20 protein-coding genes and 1 pseudogene are annotated in these 26253 nt (G+C 73.4%); 9 read left to right on the top strand and 12 right to left on the bottom strand.

The window, feature by feature from the left end; genetic code table 11:
* Positions 1-55: 55 nt before the first annotated feature.
* Positions 56-631 carry a hypothetical protein gene (locus tag U5640_RS02930; RefSeq protein ID WP_340374230.1) on the bottom strand — a complete coding sequence of 192 codons (576 nt, stop codon included), beginning with the start codon at positions 629-631 and terminating at the stop codon, positions 56-58.
* A 335-nt stretch (positions 632-966) separates the two neighbouring features.
* Between U5640_RS02930 and U5640_RS02925 the strand changes: the two genes are divergently transcribed.
* The gene (locus tag U5640_RS02925) at positions 967-1401 is read left to right on the top strand and encodes a protease inhibitor (RefSeq protein ID WP_340374229.1); all 435 of its coding nucleotides are present in this window, start codon (positions 967-969) and stop codon (positions 1399-1401) included.
* A 156-nt stretch (positions 1402-1557) separates the two neighbouring features.
* On the opposite strand, the gene U5640_RS02920 is transcribed toward U5640_RS02925, so the two are convergent.
* From U5640_RS02920 to U5640_RS02885, 8 genes are all read right to left on the bottom strand, one after another.
* Positions 1558-1917 (bottom strand): STAS domain-containing protein, encoded by a 360-nt coding sequence (locus U5640_RS02920; protein WP_340374228.1) that lies wholly within the window; start codon positions 1915-1917, stop codon positions 1558-1560.
* A gap of 113 nt (positions 1918-2030) precedes the next feature.
* Positions 2031-2174 carry a hypothetical protein gene (locus U5640_RS02915; protein WP_340374227.1) on the bottom strand — a complete coding sequence of 48 codons (144 nt, stop codon included), beginning with the start codon at positions 2172-2174 and terminating at the stop codon, positions 2031-2033.
* Positions 2175-2209: 35 nt separating this feature from the next.
* Positions 2210-3214 carry a Ppx/GppA family phosphatase gene (locus U5640_RS02910; protein ID WP_340374226.1) on the bottom strand — a complete coding sequence of 335 codons (1005 nt, stop codon included), beginning with the start codon at positions 3212-3214 and terminating at the stop codon, positions 2210-2212.
* A 137-nt stretch (positions 3215-3351) separates the two neighbouring features.
* A complete protein-coding gene (locus tag U5640_RS02905) occupies positions 3352-4851 on the bottom strand; it encodes an MFS transporter (RefSeq protein ID WP_340374225.1) in 1500 nt (499 codons plus the stop codon).
* Between the two features lie 160 nt (positions 4852-5011).
* Positions 5012-7828: an NHLP bacteriocin export ABC transporter permease/ATPase subunit gene (locus U5640_RS02900; RefSeq protein ID WP_340374224.1), complete on the bottom strand. Its 2817-nt coding sequence runs from the start codon at positions 7826-7828 to the stop codon at positions 5012-5014.
* Positions 7825-10047, bottom strand: a complete 2223-nt coding sequence (locus tag U5640_RS02895) for an NHLP family bacteriocin export ABC transporter peptidase/permease/ATPase subunit (protein ID WP_340374223.1) — start codon at positions 10045-10047, stop codon at positions 7825-7827. The genes U5640_RS02900 and U5640_RS02895 overlap by 4 nt, the downstream gene beginning before the upstream one ends.
* Entirely contained in the window at positions 10044-10850 is an 807-nt protein-coding gene (locus U5640_RS02890; RefSeq protein WP_340374222.1) for an HlyD family efflux transporter periplasmic adaptor subunit, read from the bottom strand. Before U5640_RS02890 ends, U5640_RS02895 begins: the two co-directional genes overlap by 4 nt.
* Positions 10851-10933: 83 nt before the next feature.
* Positions 10934-11149 (bottom strand): type A2 lantipeptide, encoded by a 216-nt coding sequence (locus U5640_RS02885; protein WP_340374221.1) that lies wholly within the window; start codon positions 11147-11149, stop codon positions 10934-10936.
* Positions 11150-11905: 756 nt separating this feature from the next.
* Between U5640_RS02885 and U5640_RS02880 the strand changes: the two genes are divergently transcribed.
* Complete coding sequence (locus tag U5640_RS02880; RefSeq protein WP_340374220.1) at positions 11906-13351, top strand: S1 family peptidase; 1446 nt, start codon at positions 11906-11908, stop codon at positions 13349-13351.
* Positions 13352-13429: 78 nt separating this feature from the next.
* On the opposite strand, the gene U5640_RS02875 is transcribed toward U5640_RS02880, so the two are convergent.
* Entirely contained in the window at positions 13430-15574 is a 2145-nt protein-coding gene (locus U5640_RS02875; RefSeq protein WP_340374219.1) for a SpoIIE family protein phosphatase, read from the bottom strand.
* Positions 15575-15714: 140 nt separating this feature from the next.
* Here U5640_RS02875 and U5640_RS02870 point away from each other — a divergent pair.
* The 6 genes and pseudogenes from U5640_RS02870 to U5640_RS02845 all read left to right on the top strand — a co-directional run bounded on the left by U5640_RS02870 (position 15715) and on the right by U5640_RS02845 (position 22186).
* Positions 15715-18148 (top strand): annotated as a pseudogene (locus tag U5640_RS02870) (SpoIIE family protein phosphatase).
* An 86-nt stretch (positions 18149-18234) separates the two neighbouring features.
* A complete protein-coding gene (locus U5640_RS02865) occupies positions 18235-18417 on the top strand; it encodes a hypothetical protein (protein ID WP_340374218.1) in 183 nt (60 codons plus the stop codon).
* A 58-nt stretch (positions 18418-18475) separates the two neighbouring features.
* Positions 18476-19543 (top strand): glucose-1-phosphate thymidylyltransferase, encoded by a 1068-nt coding sequence (locus U5640_RS02860; protein ID WP_340374217.1) that lies wholly within the window; start codon positions 18476-18478, stop codon positions 19541-19543.
* A complete protein-coding gene (rfbB, locus tag U5640_RS02855; protein WP_340374216.1) occupies positions 19540-20508 on the top strand; it encodes a dTDP-glucose 4,6-dehydratase in 969 nt (322 codons plus the stop codon). The genes U5640_RS02860 and rfbB overlap by 4 nt, the downstream gene beginning before the upstream one ends.
* A complete protein-coding gene (gene rfbD / locus U5640_RS02850) occupies positions 20505-21386 on the top strand; it encodes a dTDP-4-dehydrorhamnose reductase (protein WP_340374215.1) in 882 nt (293 codons plus the stop codon). The genes rfbB and rfbD overlap by 4 nt, the downstream gene beginning before the upstream one ends.
* Positions 21383-22186 carry a class I SAM-dependent methyltransferase gene (locus U5640_RS02845; protein ID WP_340374214.1) on the top strand — a complete coding sequence of 268 codons (804 nt, stop codon included), beginning with the start codon at positions 21383-21385 and terminating at the stop codon, positions 22184-22186. Before rfbD ends, U5640_RS02845 begins: the two co-directional genes overlap by 4 nt.
* Positions 22187-22278: 92 nt before the next feature.
* On the opposite strand, the gene U5640_RS02840 is transcribed toward U5640_RS02845, so the two are convergent.
* The gene (locus U5640_RS02840) at positions 22279-24207 is read right to left on the bottom strand and encodes a glycosyltransferase family 2 protein (RefSeq protein WP_340374213.1); all 1929 of its coding nucleotides are present in this window, start codon (positions 24205-24207) and stop codon (positions 22279-22281) included.
* 227 nt (positions 24208-24434) lie between these two features.
* Here U5640_RS02840 and U5640_RS02835 point away from each other — a divergent pair, with 227 nt between their 5' ends.
* Complete coding sequence (locus U5640_RS02835) at positions 24435-24938, top strand: metallophosphoesterase (protein WP_340374212.1); 504 nt, start codon at positions 24435-24437, stop codon at positions 24936-24938.
* Between the two features lie 160 nt (positions 24939-25098).
* Here U5640_RS02835 and U5640_RS02830 read toward each other — a convergent pair whose 3' ends face one another.
* On the bottom strand, positions 25099-26217 hold the full coding sequence (locus U5640_RS02830; RefSeq protein ID WP_340374211.1) for an XdhC family protein: 1119 nt from the start codon (positions 26215-26217) through the stop codon (positions 25099-25101).
* Between the last annotated feature and the right edge of the window lie 36 nt (positions 26218-26253).

Raw genomic sequence — 26253 nt, 5'->3', positions numbered from 1 at the left:
GCCCCCACGGTAGGGGCAGGGTCTGACAGTGAGCCCGGGCAGCGGGTGGTCCGGCTCAGCCCTCCTCCCGGTCCTGAGCGGACGAGTCGTCCCGGGTGTCGGTCACCTCCCCCGTGTCCGGGCCCTGGGACCGGACCCGCTGGACGTGCTCCAGGGACTCGCGCAGTTCCGTGAGCCAGTCGTCGGTGTGCCGCTGGACCAGCCGGACGCACCAGGCGAGCGCTTCGCTGCGGCTGCGGGCCACGCCCCCGGCGATCAGCGTGTCCAGGACCTGCCGCTCGGGCTGCCGCAGCCGGGTCATCACCGGCGCCGCGACATGCGTGAAGAGGGCCCGCTCCCCGCCGCACACCACGCCCCACGCGACCTTGCGGCGGAACCGGTGCTCGGCGTCCCGTGCCACGGCCATCCGGGCCTCGCGCGTACGCTCCCGGAACTCCTGGATCCGGGCCGCGACGGCGGCCTCCCGCTCGGCGGCCGGGGCGTCCTCGGTGAGCCGGGGCGCGGGCACCCGGCCGATCACGGTGATCTCCTCGCGGTCCACGACGACCTCGACGAGTTCCTCGAACAGGTCGTCGGGCAGCCGCCCGGCGAACCAGCCCCTCAGCTTGTCCCTCTGCTCCGAAGTAATCATGTAATGACGATTACTCCGCTGGTCCATGAACACAAGGCATCTCGAAGAGGTCAGCCGAGAGCGGAAAGAGGGCAGGAGCGGAATGTTTCAGGCCGATTAACGAACCCATCGAAACCGGCCATCCGGCCGACAGGCGCGATCATGAAGCGCTTGCTTCCACGGTTGGAACGGTCGAAGTCCGTGACTTCACGCCACTGCTTGAATACGCAAGGTTACTGAAACGCATGGGGTCGATGTGAGTTTCGGCGGCGGACTCGGCAGACTCGCGGTCGCCGCGTTCGGCTCCGATCGGGCCGGCCGGCACACCCTCGAAATCGAGCGGAAGGATGCACACAATGCGGAACACCGCGCGCTGGGCGGCGACCCTCGGCCTCACGGCCGCCACCGTCTGCGCACCCCTGACCGGGGCCGCGCTCGCCGCCCCGGCCGCCGCCCCCGCCTCGCTCTACGCCCCGTCCGCCCTGGTGCTGACCATGGGCCACGGCGAGAGCGCCGCCACGGTGGGTGCCGCCCGTGCGGTCACCCTGAGCTGTGCGCCGGGACCCTCCGGCACCCACCCCGCGGCCGCGCTCGCCTGTGCGGAGCTGCGGGCCGCCGGCGGCGATCCGGACGCCCTCGCGGGCCCGGGCGACGCCCTGTGCACCAAGCAGTACGCCCCGGTCGTCGTCACCGTCGACGGTGTCTGGCAGGGCAAGCGTGTCGCCTACGAGCGCACGTTCGCCAACGAATGTGTGAAGAACGCTGCCGGGAGCAGCCTCTTCGCCTTCTGAGACCGGGATCGCGTGGCTCCCGTGGACGCCGTGACCGGCCCGTGACGTGGGGAGTGCGGGCCAATGGACACGGGACGACCGTGATCTCGTAACCCAGGGGCCGGACGGGCGGAGTGGGGCCGCCCGCCGGTCCCTGGGGTCATTCGGTACGGCTGGTCATTCGGTACGGCTGTCCGTGAGGCCGTCGGGAAGTGAGGCGAGCGGAGGGAAGCGCCCCAGCAGGCCCGTCGCGCGGAACAGCCGGTGCAGGTACGGCTGGTCGCAGACGACCCGCAGGCGACCGCCGCCGCGTACCGCCCGGTCCTGGGCCCGGCACAGCACCCGCAGCCCCGAACAGTCGAAGAACTCCACCCCGCGCAGATCGACCAGGACGTCGACGGCCGCCGCGGCCGTGACCTCGTCGAGCTGCTCCGCGACGAACCCGGCCGTCGCCAGGTCTATCTCGCCCGTCAGCTCCACCACGGTGCAGGGGCCGTTGACACGAGTACGGGCGTGGGGATTGGCCGGTGGCGTCATGTCCGCTCCACCTCGGCAGGGGCTTTCGGGCAGCTTTCGGGAGCCGCTTCGGAGCCGGTAGCTACCCCGTTGGGGCGCTCGGCATCCCTGCTCGGCCGGGCGCAAGATCTAGTTCACTCGGACCAGTGAATTTCCGGCATATCACTTGTTGCCGGGTCTTCGAGATGGTCCAGCTCGTCGATGCGGGCCTCGGCGTCCTCTATCTCCCGCAGGACCGCCTCGAGCGCGGTCTCGGGCGGTTCGCGGTCGTCGGACATGGCCTGCTCCTCGCATCGGGCGACTTCGGGGCCCTTCAGTGTCGCGCGACGCGCAGCGGCACCGGCTCCGGGGGGCCGGGAGCCCCGTCGGTCTCGCCGCTGATCCGCGCCCACCAGGACGCGCCGTCCTCGATGTGCCGCAGCATGACGCCCTCGCGGATCGCCCAGGGGCAGACCGTGACCGTGCGCAGCCCGGTCAGCTTCATCGCCGTGTGCCCCACCACCGCCCCGGCCAGGCTCTGCGCCGCGCGCGGTGCGGAGATGCCGGGCAGCCGGGCGCGTTCCGCCGCCGGGAGTTCGGCCAGCCGTTCGATCGCCGTCCGCAGGTCACGGCGGTGCAGGGTGCGGTCCACGAACGGACCGTGCCGGCCCGGCAGGGCCCCGCACAGCCGGCCGAGCTGCTGGAAGGTGCGGGAGGTGGCCACCGCGGTGCGCGGGCCCTCCCAGCGGATCCGGGCGGCCACGTCCCGGAGCTGATGGCGGACGCTGCGCCGCACGGCCCGGACCAGGTCCGGGGTCGGCGGGTCCTGTCCGGCGAAGAAGTCATGGGTCAGGCGGTTCGCCCCGAGCGGCAGCGAGGCCGCGAAGTCCGGCAGCCGGCCCCGGCCGAACGCCGCCTCGAACGAGCCGCCGCCGATGTCCAGCAGCGCGAGCGGCCCGGACCGCCAGCCCATCCAGCGGCGGGCGCCGAGGAAGGTCAGCTCCGCCTCCAGCTCGCCCGGCAGGGTGCACAGCGCGACCCCGGTCCGGGTGCGGACCGCCCGGAGCACCTCCGTCCGGTTGGGGGCGGCGCGCACCACGGCGGTCGCGAAGGCCAGGGGACCGGCCGCACCCCACCGGTCCGCGGTCCGGGCCGCCGCGGCGACCGCGGTCACCAGCCGTTCCACGGCCTCCTCCGGGACGGGCGCGCCCGGACGGACCCGTTCGGACAGCCGCAGCCGCCACTTCTCCGTGTGCACCGGGAGCGGCACCCCGCCCTCGGCGTCCGCCACCACCAGCCGTACCGCGTTCGACCCCACGTCCAGCACGCTGATTCTCATGGCCCGGCGCGTACCCCGAGAGCCGATTCCCTACGCCGGTCACGGTACGAAAGGAGCCACCGTCCCGCAGCGGACGGTGGCTCCTCGCTCTGCGGCGCTCGCCGTTCCCCGGTGGGCCGGGGTGCGGGCCGGCGGAACTACATGTGGACCACCGGTGCGGCGTCCGGGTCCTGCTCCGGCACCCCGCGGCGGAAGAGCGCGAACGCGATCACCGCGCCCGCCGCGAACATGCCCGCCGACCACCAGAAGGCGGTGGTGTAGCTCTCGATCGTGGCCTGCGCCTGGACCAGCTTGCTGGTGGCGTCCCGGCCGGCCAGGTAGTCGGTCGCGGCGCTCGCGGCGAGGGTGTTGAGCAGCGCCGTACCGATGGAGCCGCCGACCTGCTGCATGGCGTTGACCGTCGCGGACGCCACTCCGGCGTCCTCGGCCGCGACCCCGCCGGTGGCCATCTGCATGGCGGGCGGCATGACCAGGCCGAGTCCGATGCCGGTGACGACCAGCTGCGGCAGCACCGCGCTCGTGTAGTGCGAGCCGACGCCGATCCCGGTCAGCCAGGCCATGCCGGCGGCGGCGATCGCGAAGCCCAGCGGGATGACCGCCTTCGGTCCCATCCGGGGCACCAGGACGGTGGTGCCCAGCTGGGCCGCCACCATCAGCGCGCCGACCATCGGCAGGAACGCCACACCGGTCTTCGTCGGGCTGAAGCCCAGGTTGAGCTGGAGGTAGTAGGTGAGGAAGAGGAACACACCGAACATGCCGGCGCCGGAGATCAGCACGGCGAAGAAGGAGGCGGCCCGGTTGCGGTCGAGCAGGATGCGCAGCGGCAGCAGCGGATGCGCGGCGCGGGTCTGCCACCAGGCGAAGGCCACCAGCAGCACCCCGCCCGCGATCAGGAAGCCCCAGGTCCGGGGGGAGCCCCAGTCGTGCGTCTCGGCGTTGGAGAAGCCGTAGACCAGGGAGAACAGTCCGGCGGCGACCAGGACGGTGCCGGGGACATCGAGTTTGGAGTTGCCCGCGTCGCGGTGGTTGGTCAGCAGGATCCAGCCGCCCGCGAAGGCGAGGACGGCGATGGCCACGTTGACGTAGAGGGTCCAGCGCCAGTCCAGCGCGTCGGTCAGGATGCCGCCGAGCAGCAGGCCCACCGCGCCGCCCGCGCCGGCGATGGCGCCGTAGACGCTGAACGCCTTGGCGCGCTCCTTGGCGTCGGTGAACGTCGTGTTGAGCAGGGAGAGCGCGGCCGGGGCGAGCAGCGCGCCGAACGCACCCTGCAGGGCACGGGCGGTGACCAGCATCTCGAAGTTCGCGGCCGCGCCGCCGAGCGCGGAGACCGCGGCGAAGCCGACCACGCCGATGAGGAAGGCGGTCTTGCGGCCGAAGAGGTCGGCTATGCGGCCGCCGAGCAGCAGCAGTGAGGCGAAGGCCAGCGCGTAGGCGGTGACGATCCACTGCCGGTTGCCGTCGGAGAAGCCGAGGTCGGCCTGGGCCGAGGGCAGGGCGATGTTCACGATGGTGGCGTCCAGCACCACCATCAGCTGGGCCAGGGCGACGACCGCGAGGATCCACCATTTCCTGGCGGAGGCGGACGGCGCCGGCTCGGTGCCCGTGCGGGCGCCGTCCGTCAAGGTCTTCGAGGGCATGGGGAACCACTCCAGGGAGGTCGGTGCGGTGGAGCAGGCGGATGGGCAAAGAGAAAGTAAACGAAACTGTTTCGTACACATCGAGGCTAGACCACTTCGAGCGAAACGGCAAAGTTTCGTTAGAGGGGTTTCGTCGGGGGGCGGGACCGGCCCGCCGCCCCTACGTCAGCTGACGGCGCACCAGTTCGTGCAGACGGCCGCTCGTGTCCGCGAGGAGTTCCGCGGGTGGGCCCTGCTGGGTGATCCGCCCGTTCTCCATCACCACGACCCGGTCGGCGTCCAGCACCGTCGACAGCCGGTGGGCGATGACGACCCGGGTGGCGTTCAGCTTGCGGGTGCTCTCGATGACCGTGCGCTGGGTGTCGTTGTCCAGGGCGCTGGTCGCCTCGTCGAGGAAGAGCACGCGCGGCCGGCGGATCAGCGCCTGGGCGATCATCAGCCGCTGGCGCTGGCCGCCGGAGACCGAGCCGCTGCCGGAGACGATGGTGTGCAGCCCCATCGGCATCCGCCGGATGTCCTCCGCGAGCCCCGCCAGCTCGGCGGCCGCCATCGCCTCCTCCGGCGTGTAGGCCCCGGTCCCGCAGATGACGTCCAGGACCGACCCGGTGAACGGCTGGGCGTGCTGGAGCACGACTCCGCACTGCCGGCGCACGGCGGACCGGTCCAGCGCGGCGAGGTCCTGGCCGTCGTAGAGCACCTGACCCGAGAGCGGTCTGTCGAAGCCGATGAGCAGGCGCAGCAGGGTCGACTTGCCGCAGCCGCTCGGCCCCACGACCGCCACGAACTCGCCCGGCCGGACCTCGAAGGAGACGTCGTCGAGGACGAGCGGAGCGTCGTCGGAGTAGCGGAAGGAGAGCCGGCGGGCCTCCAGGGCGCCGGACAGCGGGCCAGGAAGGGTGCTCCCCGTACGGACCTCCGGCGTCGCCTCCAGCACCGGGCGGATCTCCTCGAACAACGGCAGCGCCGCCACCGCCGAGACGAACGCACCGGTCAGCGAGGTCACCGAGGTGAGCAGCATCGTCATCGACGTGGTGAAGGTGAGGAAGTCCGCCGCCGACAGCGCGCCCCGCGCCGGACCGGCCAGCAGCATGAACATCAGCAGCGAGCACAGCGGCAGGTACACCGCGCCCAGCACCGTGGAGAGGTTCTTGATCCGGCCGAGGCGCTGCTGGAGCTCACGGCTGCGCGCGAACCGCTCCGCCCACGCCCCGTACGCGTAGTTCTCGGCGGCCGCCACCCGCAGCTTCGGCAGGCCGCGCAGGGTCTGGAACGCCTGGTTGTTCAGCTTGTTGGAGAGCACCAGCAGCCGCCGCTGCCAGCGCACCTGCCACAGCCCGAGCCCCAGGAACACCCCGGCGACGACGACGAGCATCCCGATCGCCGCCAGCGCCATCGGCACGCTGTACCAGAGCAGCAGGCCCAGGTTCATCGCGCCGACGGCGAGCGACTGCGCGACCGAGGGACCGAGTCCGGCCAGCAGCCTGCGGATCGCGCTGATCCCCATGGCGGCACTGGCCAGTTCACCCGTGGACCGCTCGGCGAAGAACCGGGTCGGCAGTCTCAGCAGCCGGTCCCACACGGCCGGCTGGAGCGTCGACTCGATCCGGCCCTCCAGCCGCAGCACGGTGAGGTTCTGCAGCAGCGTGAACGCCGCCGCGACCACACCGCCGGCCATCACGGCCAGACACATCTGCGCGATCGGCCCCGACTGCGCCTTCGGCACGTACTCGCCGAGCACCTTGCCCGTCGCTATCGGCACCAGCGCCCCGATCGCCACGGTCACCAGCCCGCTCAGCAGCAGGTGCGCCAGATCGCCCCCGGTGCCCCGCATGCTGAACCGCAGCAGGCCCAGCGGAGACGGCCCGCGGTCCGGCAGCGGCCGGTAGAACATCACGGCCCGCGGCTCGAACTCCTCGGCGTTCGCCCGCTCGACAGGGGTCTCCCGCCCCGTCGACGGGTGTACGGCGACGTAACCGCCGCGCCGCCACAGCAGCGCCACCGGCGCCCCGGACAGCCTCCGCCGGCCGACCAGCGGGCCGAGGTCGTCCCGCCACCAGCGCCCGTCGAGCCGGACCGCCCGGGTGCGCACCCGGGCGGCCAGGGCCACCTGCTCGACCGGGTCGAGGCGCTCGTCCCCGGCCCCCGTCCGCGCGGGTTGCGCGAGCGTGATCCCGGCCGCCTCGGCGACGAGCCTGCACGCGCCGAAGGTGGCGTCCGCGTCGGCGGACGTGGTGCGCCGGGCCGTCCGCGCGCCGATCGAGGCGAGCAGCGTGCGGTCGGCCCGGTCGCGGACCGCCTCGCCCGCCCTGATGCCGGCGGCGGCCCGCAACTCGTGGGTGCGCTCCAGCTGCTCGATCCAGCGGTCCAGCGTGGTCAGCAGGCGGTACTGCTGGTCGACCATGCCCTGCCACACCGCCGGGTCCATCAGCAGATCGGCGGCCGCCTCCGCGCCGTACAGCGACCCGTACTGCACGCTGCCCGGCGGGACCTGCATCCAGAACACGTCGTCGTCGGTCACCTCGGCGGGCCCCTCCGTCGCCGTCGGCGCCTGGAAGAGCACGGACAGGCCGCGGCCGACGCCCAGGGCGAGCGCGTACTCCAGCGGGCTCGACGTCGGCGGCACGTACCGGGGGTCGCCGTACTCGTCGTAGGACCAGGTCCGGGTGCCGGCCGGCTGGTACAGCTCACGCAGGCCGATGCGGTGCACCACGCAGTCCCGCGACGGCCGGGCCACGAGCGTGTGCTGGGGTCCGGAGACCGGACCGAGCAGCAGCGCGCCCGCCTCCAGCCGTCCCAGGTGGTGCCAGTGGCCCTGCTGTCCGGCGTCCACCGCGAACAGGTCCAGCGCGCCGGAGACCACGAGCCACAGCACCTGGGGGCCTTCGAGGTCCAGGCGGCCGAAACCGGCGCAGTCGACCCGCGTCCCCGTCCCGCCCAGCGCGCCCAGGACGAGATCACCGTCGGGCATGGCCGTCACCGCTCCCTGACCAGCGCCGCGTACGCGCCGCCGCGCGCGACGAGTTCCTCGTGCCGTCCCCGCTCCACGACCCTCCCGTGCTCCAGCACCACGATCTCGTCGCTGTCGCGGACCGTGCTCAGCCGGTGGGCGATCACCACACAGGCGCAGCCGCGCCGGCGCAGGTTGTCCATCACCACCAGCTCGGTCTCCGCGTCCAGCGCGCTGGTCACCTCGTCCAGGACCAGGACGCTGGGCCGGCGCACCAACGCCCGCGCGATCTCCAGGCGTTGCCGCTGGCCGCCGGAGAAGTTGCGGCCGTCCTGCTCGACCCGGCCGTCGATGCCACCGGGCCGGCGCATGACCACGTCGTACAGCGCCGCGTCCCGCAGCGCCTCGATCACCGCCTCGTCCGGGATCGAGGGGTCCCACAGCGCCACGTTGTCGCGGACCGTCCCCTCGAAGAGGAACACCTCCTGGTCGACGAAGGAGACGGAGGAGGCGAGCGCCCCGCGCGGGATGTCCTCCAGCCGCTGCCCGTCGATCCGGATCACGCCCTCCCACGGCGTGTACAGACCCGACAGCAGCCGCGAGACCGTCGACTTCCCGCTGCCCGAGCCGCCGACCAGCGCCACCTGCTGCCCGGGGCCGACGGTGAGGTCGAAGCCCGACAGCAGCGGCTTGTCCAACGGGCTGTAGCCGAAGGCGATGTCCTGCAGCTCGACGTGTCCCCGGAGCCGGCGCGTGGAGTCGGCGCCGGCGCGGCGGTCGTAGAGCGGGTCGGCGCGGAAGCTCTCCACGTCCTTGAGCCGGGCCACGTCGGCCGCGAAGTCCTGGATGCGGCCCGCCACACCGTTCAGCCGGGTCAGCGGGGCCGTGAAGCGGGCGACCAGCGCCTGGAAGGCGACCAGCAGCCCCACGGAGAGATGGCCCTCGATGGCCCGCATCCCGCCGATCCACAGGATGAGCGCGCTGTTGAGGGTGGCGAGCGTCGGCGCGACCACGCCCAGCCAGGCGCTCGGCACACCGAGCCGCTGCTGCTCCTCCAGCGTGGTGGCGTGCTGCCCGGCCCACTTGCGGAAGTAGCCGTCCTCCCCGCCGGTCGCCTTCATCGTCTCGATCAACTGGAGCCCGGTGTACGCGGTGTTGGTGAGCCGGGCGGTGTCCGCCCGCAGTTTCGCCGTACGCGTCGCGCGCAGCCGGACGACGACCCGCATGGCCACGATGTTCAGCAGCGCCACCCCGATGCCGACGACCGTCAGCTGCGGGTCGTAGGTGTAGAGGAGGACGGCGTACAGCACGACGACGATCGCGTCCACGCCCGCCGAGGCGAGGTCACGCGCCAGGGTCTCGGCGACGGCGTCGTTCGACTGCAGCCGCTGCACCAGGTCGGCCGGGCTGCGCTGGGCGAAGAAGGTCACCGGCAACCGCAGCAGATGGCGCAGGAAGCGGGCGCTGGAGAGGGTGGAGGAGATGAGGCGCCCGTGGTGGAGATTGGCCTGCTGGAGCCAGGTCAGCGCGACGGTCAGCAGGACGCAGGCACCCATGGCGGCGAACAGCACCCCCAGCAAGGAGGTCTGACCGCCGATCAGGAACAGGTCGATGTAGGTCCGGCTCAGCGCCGGGACGGCGGCACCGACCAGCACCAGCAGCAGACTCGCCAGCACGGCGGTGGGCAGGGTGCCCGCCGTGCCGCGCAGCCGCGCGGGCAGGGCGCCCAGCACGCCCGGCCGGCGCCCGCCCCGCTCGAACCCCTCGCCCGGCTCCAGGACCAGGACGACCCCGGTGAAGCTGCCGTCGAAGTCCTCCGTCGGCACGAACCGCCGCCCCTTGCCGGGGTCGTTGACGAACACCCCGCGGCGGCCGAGGCGCCGGCCCATGCCGTCGTAGACGACGTAGTGGTTGAACTCCCAGAAGAGGATCGCGGGCGCCGCCACCCCGGCGAGGGCCGCCAGATCCATCTGCATGCCCTTGGCGGTCAGGCCGTAACCGCGCGCCGCCCGCAGCAGGTTGGACGCCCGCGAGCCGTCGCGCGAGACCCCGCACGCGATCCGCAGCTCCTCCAGCGGGACGTGCCGGCCGTAGTGACCGAGGACCATCGCGAGGGAGGCGGCGCCGCACTCCACGGCCTCCATCTGCAGGACGGTGGGGGTGCGGACGGTCTTCGCCCCGGCCCGTGGGACCGTGCGCCGGGGCGGTGCCGCCCGCCTGCGGCTGCGGTTCTGCTCGGCGGTGGTCACGGAAGCAGCCAATCGACGGGACGCCGGTCGGCCAGCCGGATCGCACCCGTGGCCATGGTCGGTGAACTGAGCCGGTAGGGCGGTCCGTCGGCGGACGACCACCGGTAACCGCTCTTCGTGGAGGCCGACGTGTCCAGCCGCACGCGTACCGCCACCGGACGCCCGTCCTCGGTGAACCGCTCGCCCAGGCGGCTGTCGCCGAGGAACGCGGAGATCTGCTGCGCCGACTGGGCCGTGCGGTCGACGGACTGCACATGGCCGCGCAGCACGCCGTACTCCTGGGCGGGGACGGTCTGCACGGTCAGGTCGACGGCCGCGTGCTCGGGGATCGACGCGGCGTTCCCGGCCGGCACGTACACGGTGGCGTACAGCGGGTCGTCGGCGCCGGCGACCTTCTCCACGGCGGCGACGTCCGCGCCGGTGGCGATGATCTGCCCGAGGGTGGCCGCGAGGGCGGTGATCCGGCCCGCGGCGACCGTGCGGACCACGGCCTCGCCGTCGGCCGTACGGACCTTCAGCACGGGGGAGTCGGCGGGCAGCCGCTCACCCTCCTTCGCGAGGACGGCGGTGACCTGGCCGGCCGCCGGGCTCTGCAGGAGGTAACTGCCCTCGCCGTGGGTCAGCACGGCGGGCGCGCTCACCGTGGAGGCGACCGAGCCGGTCACCGCCCACCCGGAGGCGGCCGCCATGACGGCGAGGGTCACGGCCAGCACCAGCCGGCCCTGCGGGCGCGCGAAACGCACCGGGAGGTCGAGTTCCTCCGGTGACTGGAGCTTGGTGAGGGCCTGCTGGCGGAACTGCACGGGCGCTTCTTCCGGGGTCGGGACGCCGACGAGCCCCGGAGCCGGGTGAGGGCTCCGGGACTCGGAAGGTCACACGGGTGCGATCAGAGACCGGCGACCAGGTTGGTGACCGGGGCGGTGCTCAGGCCGGTGACACCCTCGACGGTGCCGACGGCCGTGTCGACCAGGCCGGTGACCGGGGCGACGCCGTCCACCAGGCCGGTGACGGTGCCCAGGGCGTTCACGGACAGACCGCCGGAGACGTTGTCGAGGTCCGCGTCGGAGATCTCGACGGTCTCAACCTGGGGGGTGGAGTTCATGGTGGAACTTCCCTTCATATGGATATCTCACAAGGGGGGAGCGGCCCCCTCTGGGGACAGACGACGGCCGCGACCGTGAGGGCCGGACCCCCGTTTCCGGGAGGCGTCCGAGCCCTGCGGTGCGATGGATGAAAGCAGGTCCGCGGGCCGCGGTTCCACTCAATCCCCGGCCTCACCTGCGAACTTGCCGCACGGCGGGGGCGAACCGTGCAGGCGCGCGCACGACTTGTCGCCGACTCCTTCACGACTTCGGCCGCATGCGCTCGGATGAGCGGCCGGGGCCGGCGCGGCGAATCCGACACTCCTGCCCCAATGGCGTGAGCGGCACCCGCGAGATGTGCAGAATCCCCGCCTCCGGTGCCCCCCTTGGGCAATCGATGTGCAGATTCTCCGACGAGCGCACCCCGTGACCGTCCGCTCACCGAGGGTGCGTCCCCCTGGGTGTCCGGACTGCCGTGATCGAGACATCCGATCCGGCAGGGTGCTGTGGGACGACTGTGCGCCTGGCGGGATGTCGACGCCCGTGTCCTGGAAGGATCCCGTCCGCTTCAGCGGCGGACGTCGGGGTATGGGGGGGTGCCTCCCCATGCCCCGGTCAGGGCGCGGTCATGGCCGATTCCGCATTGCGCAAAGGAAGTTGGCAAACGCGATTGAACGCATCCCGCGCCCCCCGCGTACTCAAGGCCAACCAGGCGCCGCTGTACGGAGCTGCCGACGACCGGCAGCCAGACCCCGCCCCCCAGGAGGTCGAGTTTTTTGAGTCACAAGCGAGTTACGAAGCGTAAGGTCATCATCGCGGTCGGTGGTGTCGCGGCGCTCGGAGCGGCGGCCATCCTGCTTCCCCAGGCCAACGCCTCCCAGGACGGCACGAACGACGCCGCCTCCGTGAAGACCCTGAAGGCGGGCGACGCCTCGGACCTCGCCGCACAGCTTCAGCAGCTGCTCGGGGACGCCTTCGCCGGCTCCTACTACGACTCCGGACAGCAGCAGCTGGTCGTCAACGTCGTCAACGTCTCCGGCGACAAGAACAACGTCCTCGTCCAGGCCGAGAAGGCCGGCGCCAAGGTGCGCGAGGTCCAGAACAGCGCGGCCGAGCTCGAGGCGGCCGCGAAGACCCTGAAGACCAAGGCGACCATCACGGGCACCGCGTGGGCCGTCGACCCGCGGACGAACCAGATCCTGGTCACCGCCGACTCCACCGTCACCGGCGCCAAGTGGGACCGGCTGGAGTCCACCGTCCAGAGCCTCGGCTCGGGCATGGCGACGGTCAAGAAGTCCACCGGCACCTTCTCCACGAAGGTCTCCGGCGGCGACGCCATCTTCGGCGGCGGGGCGCGCTGCTCCCTCGGCTTCAACGTCACCGCCCAGGACGGCTCGCCCGCCTTCCTGACGGCCGGTCACTGCGGCGTCGCCGCCGAGCAGTGGTCCGACTCCGAGAACGGCCAGCCGATCGCCACCGTCGACCAGGCGACCTTCCCCGGCGACGGTGACTTCGCACTCGTGAAGTACGACGACCCGAACACCCAGGCGCCGAGCGAGGTCAATACCGGCCAGCAGACCGTCGCCATCTCGCAGGCCGCCGACGCGGTCGTGGGCACCAAGGTCTTCCGGATGGGCAGCACCACCGGCCTCAACGACGGCACCGTGCTCGCCCTCGACGCCACGGTCAACTACCCCGAGGGCACCGTCACCGGTCTCATCCAGACCGACGTCTGCGCCGAGCCCGGCGACAGCGGCGGCTCCCTGTTCACCCAGGACGGCCTCGCGGTCGGCCTGACCTCCGGCGGCAGCGGTGACTGCACCGTCGGCGGCGAGACCTTCTTCCAGCCGGTGACCACCGCCCTCCAGGCGACCGGAGCGACCCTCGGCGACGGCGGTGGCGTGGGCGCCGGCGACGGCGTCGGCGACAACGGCCAGGGCGCCGGTGCCGTCGACGAGAACGGCGACGGCATCGACGACCGGACCGGCGAGGCCGTCAACGGCAACGGTCAGGACGCCGGCAACGGCCAGGGCGCCGGCGCGGTCGACGAGAACGGCGACGGCATCGACGACCGGACCGGCGAGGCCGTCAACGGCAACGGTCAGGACGCCGGCAACGGGGCGCAGGACCAGAACGGCGCCCAGGACCAGAACGGCAACGGCGTCGGCCAGCAGGACGACAACGGTCTCGAGGGCGGCTCGGGCGTGAGCGCGTCCAACTGACACCGCATCGGCACCAGCCGATCCCCGGCACCGCGTGAACGGTCCGGCCCTCCGGCGGGGGCCGGACCGTTCCCGTGCTCAGGTCGCCCGCAGCAACAACAGCGCCACGTCGTCGAGCCGTTCCTCGGCCGCCGCGTACGGCCCCACGAGATCGTCGGCCAGCTCCTCCAGCGGACGGTCGCCCCCCTCGCCCAGCCGCCGCCCCAGCTCGGCGACCGCGTCCTCGATGTCCACCCCCGGCGACTCGATCAGCCCGTCCGTGTACAGGGCGAGCACACAGCCGGAGGTCAGCTCCACCTCCGTCGTCGGATACGCCGCCGACCCGTCGATGCCCAGCAGCGGACCGCCCGCGAGGTCCAGCACCCGCACCTGTCCGTCCGCCCGGCGCAACAGCGGCGGCGGATGCCCGGCCCGCGCCATCACCGCCCGCCCGCGCGCCGGGTCCAGCCGCAGGTACAGACAGCTGGCGAAGAGATCCGACCCCAGGTCGATCAGCAGCCGGTTGGTGCTGCGCATCACCTCCGCGGGCTCCTGCCCGACGGTCGTGTACGCCCGTACGGCCGTACGGAGCTGCCCCATCAGCCCCGCCGCCGTCACGTTGTGCCCCTGCACATCCCCGATCACCGCCGCCGCCAGCGGCCGGGACGGCACCAGGTCGTAGAAGTCGCCGCCGATCTCCATGCCCCGGGTGGCCGGCAGATAGCGGGCGGCCGCCCGCACCCCCGGCAGCCGCGGCAGCGTGTGGGGGAGCAGGGCAGCCTGGAGACCGTGCGCGAGCTGGTGCTTGACGTCGTACAGCAGCGCCCGGTCCAGGGCCTGCGCGATCAGCCCCGCCAGACTGGTCAGCACCGCCCGCTCGTGCGTGGAGAACTCACGCGGCCGCCCGTACGCCAGCACACACGCGCCCACCGGACGGCCCGAGGCGATCAGCGGCAGATAGGCCCAGGCCGCGAAACCGTCCGGGGAGGATCGCTTGGCCGGATAGAGCTGCTCCAGCTGCCGCCGGGACGAGAAGAACGACGGAACGCCGTGCGCGACCGCGTGCGCGCCCGGCGACGCCGCCGACAGCGGCATCCCCTCGTACCGCTCCACCGTGTGCGGGTCGGGATAGCCGTGGTGGCCCAGCACCCGCAGCCGTCCCGCCCGCGCCCCGAGCAGTGCCAGCGCCTGGCTGCCCACGGTCGGCGCGATCTCGTCCGCGATCAGCCCCACCACGTCCTGCACGGTCACCGTCTCGGTGAGCGCCCCCGCCAGACTCAGCGCCTGCGACATCGACACCAGCCGGGTCGGCGCGTCCCCCGGCCGGGCCGGCGAGGGCTTCGGCTCCGACACGTTCCGCGCCCGGGTGATCCGGACACTGATCCCCGTGGTGCTCGGGTACAGCCGGAACGACAGCCACTCCTTGGGCGGCCGCAGCGCCACGAACGACACGGGGGCCTGCCCGATCAGCGCCGCCCGGTAACGCTCCTCGTACGAGGGGTCGTTGAGCCAGGGCACCGCGGCCCACAGCTGCACCCCCAGCAGCCCGCGCACCGGCACCCCGAGCAGATCCGCCGCCGCCGTGTTGGCGAAGCCCACCCGGCCGCTCAGATCCAGCGAGCACAGCCCGTACGGCAGCCGGGCCACCATCCGCGCCGCTTCCACCGTGCCGAGGGTGTCCGCGGTCCCGCCGATCGACCAGGCGTCCATCAGATCGGACTCGACCCCCAGCGTCCGGTCCTCCGCCGCCGTCCGCTCCAGCCGCACCGCCAGCCGTTCGCACCCCGCCATCAGCTCCTCGCGCTCCCGCTCGGACAGCTCCGCCGGATGCGAACCGGGCCAGGTCACGTACACCGCCCCGTACACCCGCGACTCCGTCGCCACCGGCAGCGCCGCCAGCGCGAAGGGATACGGCAGGACGACCGCGATCCGCGGATACCGGCGGGCCATGTCCTCCTCCCCGCCCACCCACACCAGCCGCCGCTCCCGGACCGCCTCCGCCACCGGGATCGGCGCGTTCAGTCCGACCCGCTCCCAGGGCGCCGCGAAGGAACGGGGCAGCCCCGCCGTCACCGCCATCTGGAGCACCGGCTCCTCGCCCGGCCGCAGGTACACCGCACCCGAGTGCGCGCCGACTGCGTCCATCATCGAGGTCAGCGCCAGGGACAGCAGCGGTCGGCCGACCGGCGCCCGCACGGAGGCCGCCGTCCGCCCGGCCTGGTTCCCGTCGGACACGGCGCCCACCTCCTCGGCCCAGCGACCACCCCGGGTTCCGGCTCCAAATCTGCCCCCTACCGGGCCGGGGCGCACGGCGAACGCCCTCACGGCGGCGCGGACGGCCCCGCCGTGAGGAGGGGCTGCGCGCGGGTCTCATACGCGCTGTAATGGCGGACGTGGTCACTGAGGGTGCTGCGGGGCGCGGAGCGGGGCCCTTGCGTGCCGACCTCGCCCTGAAGACGATCACGGCCGACCCGGCCGGCCCGGACCGGGTGCGGCGTGTCCTGGAACAGGCGCTCGTCTTCACGGGAGCGTCCCTCGCGGCGCTGTACACACCCGGCGAGGACACCGGAGCGCTCCTGCTGACCGAGTCCGCGGGCGTGCCCGGAGCCCTGTACGGACTGCGCGAGAGCTACCCCGCCGACGGACGCTCCGCGGTCGCCGAAGCGCACCGCGTCGGCCGGCCCGTGTGGCTCGGCCCGGAACACCTCGCCGAGGGCACCCCCGACGTCCGGCTGGCCGCCCTGCCGGTGCCCGGCGCCGGCGGACGGCTGCTGCTCGCCGTCAGCGAACGCCCCGTCGGCTTCGACGGCGACGACCGAGCCTGCCTGGCGCTCGTCGCGGAGGCCCTCGCCGCACCCGCGCCCGGCGCCCCCGGCACGGAGGACGAACCGGGCGCGGACACCTTCGGCCTCGCCATGGACACCGGCCGCGTCGAGGTCGGCGACGCGCTCCTGGACCTGTTCGGCATGGACCGGGAGGACTTCGACGGCCGGGTGGAGACCCTCCTCGCCCGGACCGTCCCCGAGGACCTCCCCTCGCTGATGTCCTTCGTCGAGGCCGACCACATGTCGATCGGCGAACGCGAACTGGAGTTCCGGGTGCTCCGGCCCGACGGCCCGCCCCGCTGGCTGCGGCTGCGCGGCCGGCTGCTGCCCGGCGGGGAGGACCGGCCGCCCCGGCTCGTCGGCACCGTCGCCGACGCCTCCAGCCTGCGCGCCGAGGTCACCGACGTGGCCCGGGTGCAGCGCCTGGCCGCGGCCCTCGCCACCGCCGGCACCGTCCGGGACGTCAGCCAGGCCGTCGTCACCGCCCTGCGCGAGCCGCTGCGCGCCGACCGGATCGCCCTCGCCGAGCTGGAGAACGAGCGGCTCGTCGTCATCGTCCTCGACCCGCCCGACCCCGAGGCCTGGCCCGAGCTGTGGCGCTCGGAATGGCGCGGCGAATGGCCCGACGCCCCGGTACGCGCCATGCCCACCCTCGCCGCCGCGCTGCGCGAGGGCCGCGCCCGGATCTGGCCGGCCGGCAGCGACGTCCTCGAACCCGCCCTCGCCGAGGTCGGCCCCGGCGGCCTCGCCGTCCTGCCGCTGCCCGCCGCCGGCCGGATGGCGGGCGCCTGCCTCATCGGCTGGGACACCCCGCACGACTTCGGCCCCGACGAACGCGCCCTGCTCACCGCCTCCGCCGGGCTCGCCGGACAGGCCCTGCTGCGCGCCCACGCCTTCGACGCCGAGCACGAACTCGTGGGCATGCTCCAGCGCCAGCTCCTCCCGCGCCGGCTGCCCGCGCTCCCCCGGCGGGGTCGCCGTCGCCCGCTACCTGCCCGCCACCGCCGGGCTGGAGGTCGGCGGCGACTGGTACGACGTGATCCCGCTGCCCGACCACCACGTGGCCCTCGTCATCGGCGACGTCCAGGGCCACAGCGCCGCCGCCGCCACCCTCATGGGCCAGATGCGCACCGCGCTGCGCGCCTACGCCGCCGAGGGCCACCCGCCGGACGTGGTCGTCGCCCACTCCAACCGGCTGCTGACCGAGCTCGAGACCGACCTGTTCGCCACCTGCGCCTACGTCGACCTCGACATGGAGTCCGGCACCGGCTGGTGCGTACGCGCCGGACACCCGCCACCGGTGCTGCGCCACCCGGACGGCGCAACCGAACGCGTCGAGGGCGAGGGCGGCCCGCCGCTCGGCGTGCTCGACCGGACGGAGTTCCCCATGACCCCGCTCCGACTGCTGCCCGGCACGGTCATCGCCCTGACCACCGACGGCCTGGTGGAGTCCGCCCAGCTCGACATCGACACCGGCCTGGACCGGCTCGCCCGGGGCCTGTCCGGTTCCGACCCCGCCGACCTGGGCCTGGTCGCCGACGCGTTGCTCACCGGCGCCCCCCGCGCCGACGACGTGGCCCTGCTGCTGATGCGCTACGACGGCATGGCCGTCAAACCGCTGCGCGAGGGCTGGACCGTGTGGCGGCTGCCCGACGCGGCCCGCCAGGCCCGCCGCTTCACCCGGCGCACGCTGCGCGCCTGGGGCCTGTCCGGCGACGCCGTGGACACGGCCCTCCTCGTGGTCTCCGAACTCGTCACCAACGCCCTGGTGCACACCGACGGCCGGGTCCGCCTCGACCTCACCCTGGCCGGCAACCGGCTGCGGGTGGCCCTCACCGACACCTCGCCCCGGACCCCCGTCAAACCCAACCTCGGCTGGGAGGCCACCGGCGGCCGCGGCATCCTCCTCGTGGAGGCCGTCTCCGAGGCCTGGGGCACCCTCCCGGTCAGCGGCGGCAAACAGGTGTGGGCCGAGGTCCCCGTCGACGGCTGACGTGTCCGCGGGCCCGCCCCGGGTACTCGCCCTTGCGTGGCGCCACGGGAACGCTCCGTGGGTCACCCGAAAGGTGATGAGAACCCGTGACCTCGCACATCGAGGAGAAGCCCGCCGTACGCCGGGCGGAGACCGGCTGGGCCCGGGCCCGCCGACTCCGCCGCGACCTGTGGGCCCTGCGCACCTGCCTGCCCGCCCGCGTCGGCCCCGGCACCCCGCCCGGGATGCGCTCCGGCCCGGAATGGAACATCGTCAGGGGTGAGGACTGAAAGACAGACAACCACCACGATCCAGGCATTCCCGGCCTCCGGGAGCCGAGGTGAGGCGATGAAGGCTCTCGTGCTGTCCGGCGGTGCCGGTACCCGACTCCGGCCGATCACCCACACCTCGGCCAAACAGCTCGTCCCCGTGGCCAACAAGGCGGTGCTCTTCTACGGCCTGGAGGCCATCGCCGCGGCGGGCGTCACCGAGGTCGGGGTGATCGTCGGCGACACGGCCGACGAGATCCGCGCGGCCGTCGGCGACGGCTCCCGGTTCGGCCTCGCCGTCACCTACATCCCGCAGGAGCGGCCCCTCGGTCTCGCGCACGCGGTCATGGTGGCCCGTGACTACCTCGGCGACGACGACTTCGTGATGTACCTGGGCGACAACTTCATCGTCGGCGGCATCACCGACCTCGTCGACGAGTTCCGCAGGACCCGGCCGGCCGCCCAGATCCTCCTCACCCGGGTCCCCGACCCGCGCGCCTTCGGCGTCGCCGAACTCGACGCGGCCGGACAGGTCGTCGGCCTGGAGGAGAAACCCGACCGGCCCAAGAGCGACCTCGCCCTGGTCGGCGTCTACCTGTTCACCCCCGCGATCCATGCCGCCGTGCGCACGATCCGGCCCTCCCGGCGCGGCGAGCTGGAGATCACCCACGCCGTCCAGCGGCTGATCGACGACGGCGCCGACGTCCGCTCCACGATCATCAAGGGCTACTGGAAGGACACCGGGAACGTCGTCGACATGCTCGAGGTCAACCGGACCGTCCTGGAGGGACTGGAGACCCGCATCGACGGCGAGGTCGACGAGACCTCGGAGACCGTGGGCCGGGTGGTCGTCGAGGCGGGCGCCCGGATCGTCAACTCACGCGTCGTCGGTCCCGTCGTCATCGGCGCGGGCACCGAGGTCCGCGACTCCTACGTCGGCCCCTTCACCTCCGTCGCGGAGAACTGCCGCATCACCGACAGCGAGCTGGAGTTCTCCATCGTGCTGCGCGACTCCTCCATCGACGGCGTGGGCCGCATCGAGAACTCCCTGATCGGCCGACATGTGGAAGTCACCCCGGCGCCCGGCGTGCCGAGCGCCCACCGTCTCGTCCTCGGCGACCACAGCAAGGTACAGATCCACACATGAACCTCCTCGTCACCGGAGCCGCCGGCTTCATCGGCTCCACGTACGTCCGCGGCCTCCTCGCCCGCGACACCGCGCTCGACATCACCGTCCTGGACAAGCTGACCTACGCGGGCACCCTCACCAACCTGCCGGCCGGCCACCCCCGGCTGGAATTCGTGCAGGGCGACATCTGCGACGCCGACCTCGTCGACAAGCTCGCCGCCGGCGCCGACCAGATCGTGCACTTCGCCGCCGAGTCCCACGTCGACCGCTCCATCGACGGCGCCGGGACCTTCGTACGCACCAATGTGCTCGGCACCCAGACCCTGCTCGACGCGGCCCTGCGGCACGAGGTCGGGCCGTTCGTGCACGTCTCCACCGACGAGGTCTACGGCTCCATCGAGACCGGCTCCTGGCGCGAGGGCCACCCGCTCGGCCCCACCTCCCCGTACTCCGCGTCCAAGGCGTCCTCCGACCTGATCGCGCTCGCCTACCACCGCACCCACGGCCTGGACGTACGGGTCACCCGCTGCTCCAACAACTACGGCCCCCACCAGTTCCCCGAGAAGGTCGTCCCGCTGTTCGTCACCCGCCTCCTCGACGGCGAGCGGGTCCCCCTGTACGGCGACGGACGCAACGTCCGCGACTGGCTGCACGTCGAGGACCACTGCCGGGGCGTCGACCTCGTGCGCACCCAGGGCCGCCCCGGCGAGGTCTACAACCTCGGCGGCGGCACCGAACTCAGCAACCGGGAGCTGACCGGGCTGCTGCTGGAGGCCTGCGACGCCGACTGGGACCGCGTCGACCACGTGCCCGACCGCAAGGGCCACGACCTGCGCTACAGCGTCGACTGGACCAAGGCCCGCACCGAACTCGGCTACCGGCCCCGGCACGACTTCACGGCCGGCCTCGCCGACACGGTCGCCTGGTACCGGGACCACCGCGACTGGTGGGAGCCGCTGAAACGGGGAGTGCGGACCGTATGAGATGGCTCGTCACCGGCGCCGCCGGCCTGCTCGGCCGCGACACCGTCACGGAACTGGCGCGGCGCGGCGAGGACGTGACCGGCCTCGATCACACGGCCCTGGACATCACCCGCCCGGACCAGGTGGACCGGGCCGTCGCCGCGCACCGGCCCGACCTCGTCGTCAACTGCGCCGCGTACACCGCCGTCGACGACGCCGAGACCGACGAGGCCCGCGCGCTGCGGATCAACGGCGACGGTCCCCGGCTGCTGGCGCGGGCCTGCGCCGCGCACGGCGCCCGGCTGATCCACGTCTCCACCGACTACGTCTTCGCGGGCGACGCCACCGTCCCCTACCCGGAGGACCACCCCCCGGCCCCGCGCACCGCCTACGGGCGCACCAAACTCGCCGGGGAACGCGCCGTCCTCGGTGAACTGCCGGACGCCTGCGTCGTCCTGCGCACCGCCTGGCTCTACGGCGTCCACGGCCCCAGCTTCGTCCGGACGATGCTCGCTCTCCAGGCCCGCCGCGACACCTTCGACGTCGTCGACGACCAGCGGGGCCAGCCCACCTGGAGCGCCGACGTCGCCGCCCGCATCGCCGACCTGGGACCGCGCACCGGCCGCACGGCCACCGGGATCCTGCACGCCACCGCCACCGGCGAGGCCAGCTGGTACGAGCTGACCCGCGAGATCCTCCGGCTCATCGGCGCCGACCCCGACCGGGTCCGCCCCACCACCAGCGACGCCTTCCCCCGGCCCGCCCCCCGCCCCGCCTACAGCGTGCTCGGCCACGCCCGCTGGAGGGAGACCGGCCTGCGCCCCCTGCGGGACTGGCGCACCGCTCTGCACACGGCTTTGCCGCTCATCCGCAAGGAGACCCAAGGAGTCCGTTCGTGAAACGCCATGAGTTCCTCCGGGAACTGCACAAGGTCACCGCCGCCCGCACCTACCTGGAGATCGGCGTCAACGACGGCCGCAGCCTCAGGCTGTCCCGGGTGCCGAGCATCGCCGTCGACCCCGCCTTCAAGGTGACCTCCGAGATCCGCTGCGACGTCCATCTGGTGAAGGCCACCAGCGACGACTTCTTCGCCCGCGACAACCCGCTCCAGCACCTCAGGGGCGGCCGGCACCCCTGGCGCAACCTGCGCCGCGGCCGTCCGGCCCTCGGCCACTGGCGGCGCCCCGTCCTCGACCTCTCCTTCATCGACGGCATGCACCTGTTCGAGTACGCGCTGCGCGACTTCATCAACGTCGAGCGGCACTCCGACTGGGCCAGCGTGATCGTCTTCGACGACATGCTGCCGCGCAGCGCCGACGAGGCGGCCCGCGACCGCCACACCACTGCCTGGACGGGCGACGTCTACAAGCTCACCGAGATCCTCGCCCGGCACCGCCCCGACCTCGTCACCGTCCTCGTCGACACCCAGCCCACCGGCCAGCTCCTCGTCTTCGGCGCCGACCCGCACAGCCGGGTGCTGAGCCGGCGCTACGACGAGATCCTCGCCGAGTTCGACGTGCCCGACCCGCAGAAGGTCCCCGAGACCGTCCTCGACCGGGTCCGCGCGGTCCCGCCGAGGACCCTGCTGGAGGCAGGCTTCTGGCGCCCCCTGACCCGCGCCCGCAACCGGGGCCTGTCCCGCCGCCGAGGCTGGGACGCCCTGCGCACCGCCCTGAACCAGGTCTCGGTCGCCAACTGACCACCGTCCTGTGGGGGGGGGCGCGGGGACCTGCGCGACCAGCCACGACGCACACCCGTACGACACTTCAGAGCCTGTGGTGACACAGGCTCTCAACGCCCGCCCCCGCCCCCGCCCCGCACGACAGCACCGAGCACCCGCCGCCACAGACGCCGCACCCGCCGCCCCCACTTCCGCACCCCTCCGGGACGCGGCGCCGAAACGGCCCGCACCCCGTCCGCCCCCACCCGCAGTGCCACCGCCAGTGGGTGGAACCGCACCTCGGACCCGTCCGGCGTGAGACAGAGCGCCGTGCGCCAGGTGCGGCCCGCGAGGTCGGCGACGGGCAGCGAGGCCTCCAGCCGCCCGCCCGGCAGCAGCACCGCGGGCACGTCGTGGGACCCCGGCCCGCTCAGCCGCAGCAGCACCCCGGTGCGCACGGGCACGTGCAGCCCCAGGTCCGCCGCGATCCGCTCCCCGGCGACCGTGACGTCCGCGGGCCCCAGCCGGCCGAGGCCCAGCCGGCGGCCCGCGCGGCCGACGTCCAGCGCGAGACTGGTGTGCCGGTCGGTCCAGTACGGCAGCACCACCCGGCCCGCGACGACGGCGGCCGGCGGCTCCGGGCGGTCGTGACGCGGCGCCGGCCCCAGCCGCAGCTCCTTGGTCCAGCCGCCGAGCCCGACCCGTACGTACGCGTCCCACAGTCCGTCGCCCGGCAGCGCGGTCCGGTCCGCGGGGTCGACGGTCGCCGTGCCCCGCAGCACCAGCCGCACCCTGCTGCCGTCGCCGGCCGGGACCGTCTCCCGGACCACCTCGACCGGATGGAAGTACTGCGCGGCGCTGGCCCGGTCGCGCAGCAGCAGGTCCGGCCTGGCCCTGCCGAAGCGGCCGACCGTGTCCTCGCCCAGCCACCGCACCGCCTCGGCGACGTCCCTCGGCGGCCACTGCGGGGTCCCCCCGGCGGCCGGGAACGTCATCGGCCCGCCGTCGTGCGTCAGCTCCGCCGCGAACCCGATCCGCAGCACCCCGTCCTGCCAGCGGACGTCCTCCGGGTCCACGGTGAGCGCGACCCCGGACTCCCACTCGGCGAACGCGACGACGTCGTCGTAACGCCCGTCCGTCACGAGTGCGGCGACCACGCGCTGGGTGGGCTGCAGCGGTTCCGCCACCCCCGGTCCGAACCGCTCGACGACCACCGCGTGGATCTCCTGGAACAGCTCCTTGCGGTAGTCCTCGGGCAGGTTCAGGAACCGGCGGCCGCGCAGCCGTTCCACCATCTCCACGCGCAGCCAGCGCCGGAAGAGCCGGTCGCGCAGCGGGCCCGGCTCGGTGTACTTCTCGACGACGTCCAGGGCCTCGCGGAGGTTCTTGAAGTACCCGGCCGGGTCGAAGCGCTGGAAGCCCGCGTTCGCGTCGTCGTCACGCCGCACGTGGTAGTAGCAGACGTAGTCGGCGAGGACCGCGACGTTGTCCGCGCGCAGATAGGCCTCGGTGACGAAGACGTGGTCCTCCAGGCGCCGCCGCCCCTCGGGGAAGCGCAGCCCGGTGCGCTCCAGGAACGCGCGGCGGACCATCTTGTGCGGGGTGAGACTGTCGATCAGCGGCGCGTTCTCGACGTTCGCCTTCGGCCGGTTCACCCGGAACAGCTCCACCGGCACCCCGCGGCCCCGGCCGACCATCTTCCCCACGACGACGTCGGCGTCGTGGGCCACCCCGTACGCGTACATCCGCTCCAGGGCCTCGTCGCCGAGGTGGTCGTCGTTGTCGACGAACATGACGTACTCACCGCGGGCGGCGTCGATGCCGACGTTGCGGGGCTTGCCCGACCAGCCGGAGTTCTCCTGGTGGATGACCCGCACCCGGGGATCCTCGGCGGCGAGCGCGTCGAGACGGGCGGGGGTGGCGTCGGTGGAGCCGTCGTCCACGAAGATCACTTCGTAGGCGTCGGGCGGCAGCGACTGCCTGAGCAGCGACGCGACACAGTCCTCGATGTAGGGACCGGGGTTGTAGACGGGGACGATGACGCTGACCTTGACCGGCATCGGGCTCCTGGCCCCCTTTGGATCTGTTCGGATCTGTGCCGCAGGACGGGTGCGCGTTGGCCCGATGCTAACTCCGCGGCCCCGCGGTCACCTGTCCAGTTCCCCAGCGTTCATGAGCCGTTGCCCGGCGTCGCCCGCAGACGGCGGGGTCGAGGGGCCGCGCAGCCGGATTCCGGCCTTGGGTCCGGTCGGGGGAGGCGCCGGCCGGCCGCGCGTAGCCTGGGCCTGTGCGACTTCTGCTCACGTCCGACACCCACCTGCCGAGGCGCGCCAGGGAACTGCCCGCCCCGCTGCTCGCCGCGCTTCCCGAGGCCGACGTCGTCGTGCACGCCGGGGACTGGGTCGACGTGGCCACCCTCGACCTGCTGGAGAGCCTCAGCCGTCGGCTGATCGCGGTGTACGGCAACAACGACGGCCCCGACCTGCGGGCCCGGCTGCCCGAGGTGGCCCGTGCCGAACTGGACGGGCTGCGCCTCGGCGTGATCCACGAGACGGGACCGGCCCAGGGCCGCGAGGCCCGCTGCGCCGCCCGTTTCCCCGAGCTCGACGTCCTGGTCTTCGGCCACAGCCACATCCCCTGGGACAGCACCGCCCCCGGCGGACTGCGCCTGCTCAACCCGGGTTCCCCCACCGACCGCCGCCGTCAGCCGCACTGCACCTATCTCACGGCCACGGCGGCCCAAGGCCGCCTCACGGACGTCGTCCTGCACCGGCTGCCGCGTCGGGGCTAGTGCCGTGACCGGAAAGGTTCACCGGCTCGCGACGCCCGGCACGGCACCTCGCCGCGTTGACGCATCACCCGAGTACATCCAGTACGCGGGCGACGCTCCGCCTTGCGATGCACCGCACCGGACGCCGCGAGCTTCCCGGCAAACCTTTCCGGTCACGGCACTAGGGGGTGGGGCTTTCCGGCGGGCGGCCGTGGATCGCTCCCGCCGTCCCCGACAGCGGAGCGCCCGTGCCGCCCCAGCGCACGGCGACGATCTCGGCGGCCACCGACACCGCCACCTCCTCGGGCGTACGCGCACCGAGGTCGAGCCCGACCGGGGAACGCAGCCGGGTCAGCTCGGGCTCGCCCAGGCCCGCCTCGACCAGACGCCGGCGCCGGTCCTCGTGGGTGCGCCGGCTGCCCATCGCCCCGATGTACGCGGCCGGCCGGCGCAGCGCCTCCTCGAGGAGCGGCACGTCGAAATTCGGGTCGTGGGTGAGGACGCAGATCACCGTGCGCTCGTCCGTCCGGGTGCCGCGCAGATACCGGTGCGGCCAGTCCACGACCACCTCGACACCCTCGGGGAAGCGGCTCGGTCTGGCGAACACCGGGCGCGCGTCGCACACCGTGACCCGGTAGCCGAGGAAGTCGCCGATGCGGGCCACGGCCGCCGCGTAGTCGATCGCCCCGAACACCAGCATGCGCGGCGGTGGGGCGAAGGAGTGCAGGAACACGGTGACCGCGTCCTCGCGCCGCTGCCCGCGCGGTCCGTAGTGCCGCACTCCGGTGGCGCCGAGGGCGAGCTCCCCGCGCGCGTCGGCGGTGACCGCCGCGTCCAGGCCCTCGGTGCCCAGCGAGCCCGCGGCACGGTCCGGCCGGACCGCGAGAGCGGCGCCGAGCGCGGCAGGACCGTCGGTGACGGTTGCCAGGGTCACCGGTTCGCCGGCGGCGACCGAGGCGGCGAGCAGGCCGAAGGCGGGATCCCGCGCGGGGGTGACCGGCCGTACCAGCACGGTGAGCTCCCCGCCGCAGGTCAGTCCCACCGCGAACGCGTCGGCGTCGCTGTAGCCGAACGTCTCCCGGCGGGCCCGTCCGCTCGCCAGTACCTCCTGGGCGAGCTCGAACACCGCGCCCTCCACACAGCCCCCGGACACACTGCCCACGACCTCGTCGTCCGGCCCCACCGCCATCGCCGCTCCCGGTGACCGCGGCGCGCTGCGGCTGACCGCGACCACGGTCGCGAGCCCGAACGGCGCACCGGCGCCGTACCACCCGCTCAGCACCGGGAGAATCTCGCGCACGTCTGCACGTTAATCCGTTGCCGCCCCGCCCGCCGC

Source organism: Streptomyces sp. SS7 (assembly GCF_037993025.1).
GTDB lineage: Bacteria > Actinomycetota > Actinomycetes > Streptomycetales > Streptomycetaceae > Streptomyces.
Note: the sequence above shows the minus strand (reverse complement) of the source record. Positions and strands in the feature narration are given on the sequence as shown.

Coding starts and splice junctions, on each gene's coding strand:
- U5640_RS02930 (WP_340374230.1), bottom strand. CDS start 631: ATGATTACTTCGGAGCAGAGGGACAAGCTGAGGGGCTGGTTCGCCGGG.
- U5640_RS02925 (WP_340374229.1), top strand. CDS start 967: ATGCGGAACACCGCGCGCTGGGCGGCGACCCTCGGCCTCACGGCCGCC.
- U5640_RS02920 (WP_340374228.1), bottom strand. CDS start 1,917: ATGACGCCACCGGCCAATCCCCACGCCCGTACTCGTGTCAACGGCCCC.
- U5640_RS02915 (WP_340374227.1), bottom strand. CDS start 2,174: ATGTCCGACGACCGCGAACCGCCCGAGACCGCGCTCGAGGCGGTCCTG.
- U5640_RS02910 (WP_340374226.1), bottom strand. CDS start 3,214: ATGAGAATCAGCGTGCTGGACGTGGGGTCGAACGCGGTACGGCTGGTG.
- U5640_RS02905 (WP_340374225.1), bottom strand. CDS start 4,851: ATGCCCTCGAAGACCTTGACGGACGGCGCCCGCACGGGCACCGAGCCG.
- U5640_RS02885 (WP_340374221.1), bottom strand. CDS start 11,149: ATGAACTCCACCCCCCAGGTTGAGACCGTCGAGATCTCCGACGCGGAC.
- U5640_RS02860 (WP_340374217.1), top strand. CDS start 18,476: ATGAAGGCTCTCGTGCTGTCCGGCGGTGCCGGTACCCGACTCCGGCCG.
- rfbB (WP_340374216.1), top strand. CDS start 19,540: ATGAACCTCCTCGTCACCGGAGCCGCCGGCTTCATCGGCTCCACGTAC.
- rfbD (WP_340374215.1), top strand. CDS start 20,505: ATGAGATGGCTCGTCACCGGCGCCGCCGGCCTGCTCGGCCGCGACACC.
- U5640_RS02840 (WP_340374213.1), bottom strand. CDS start 24,207: ATGCCGGTCAAGGTCAGCGTCATCGTCCCCGTCTACAACCCCGGTCCC.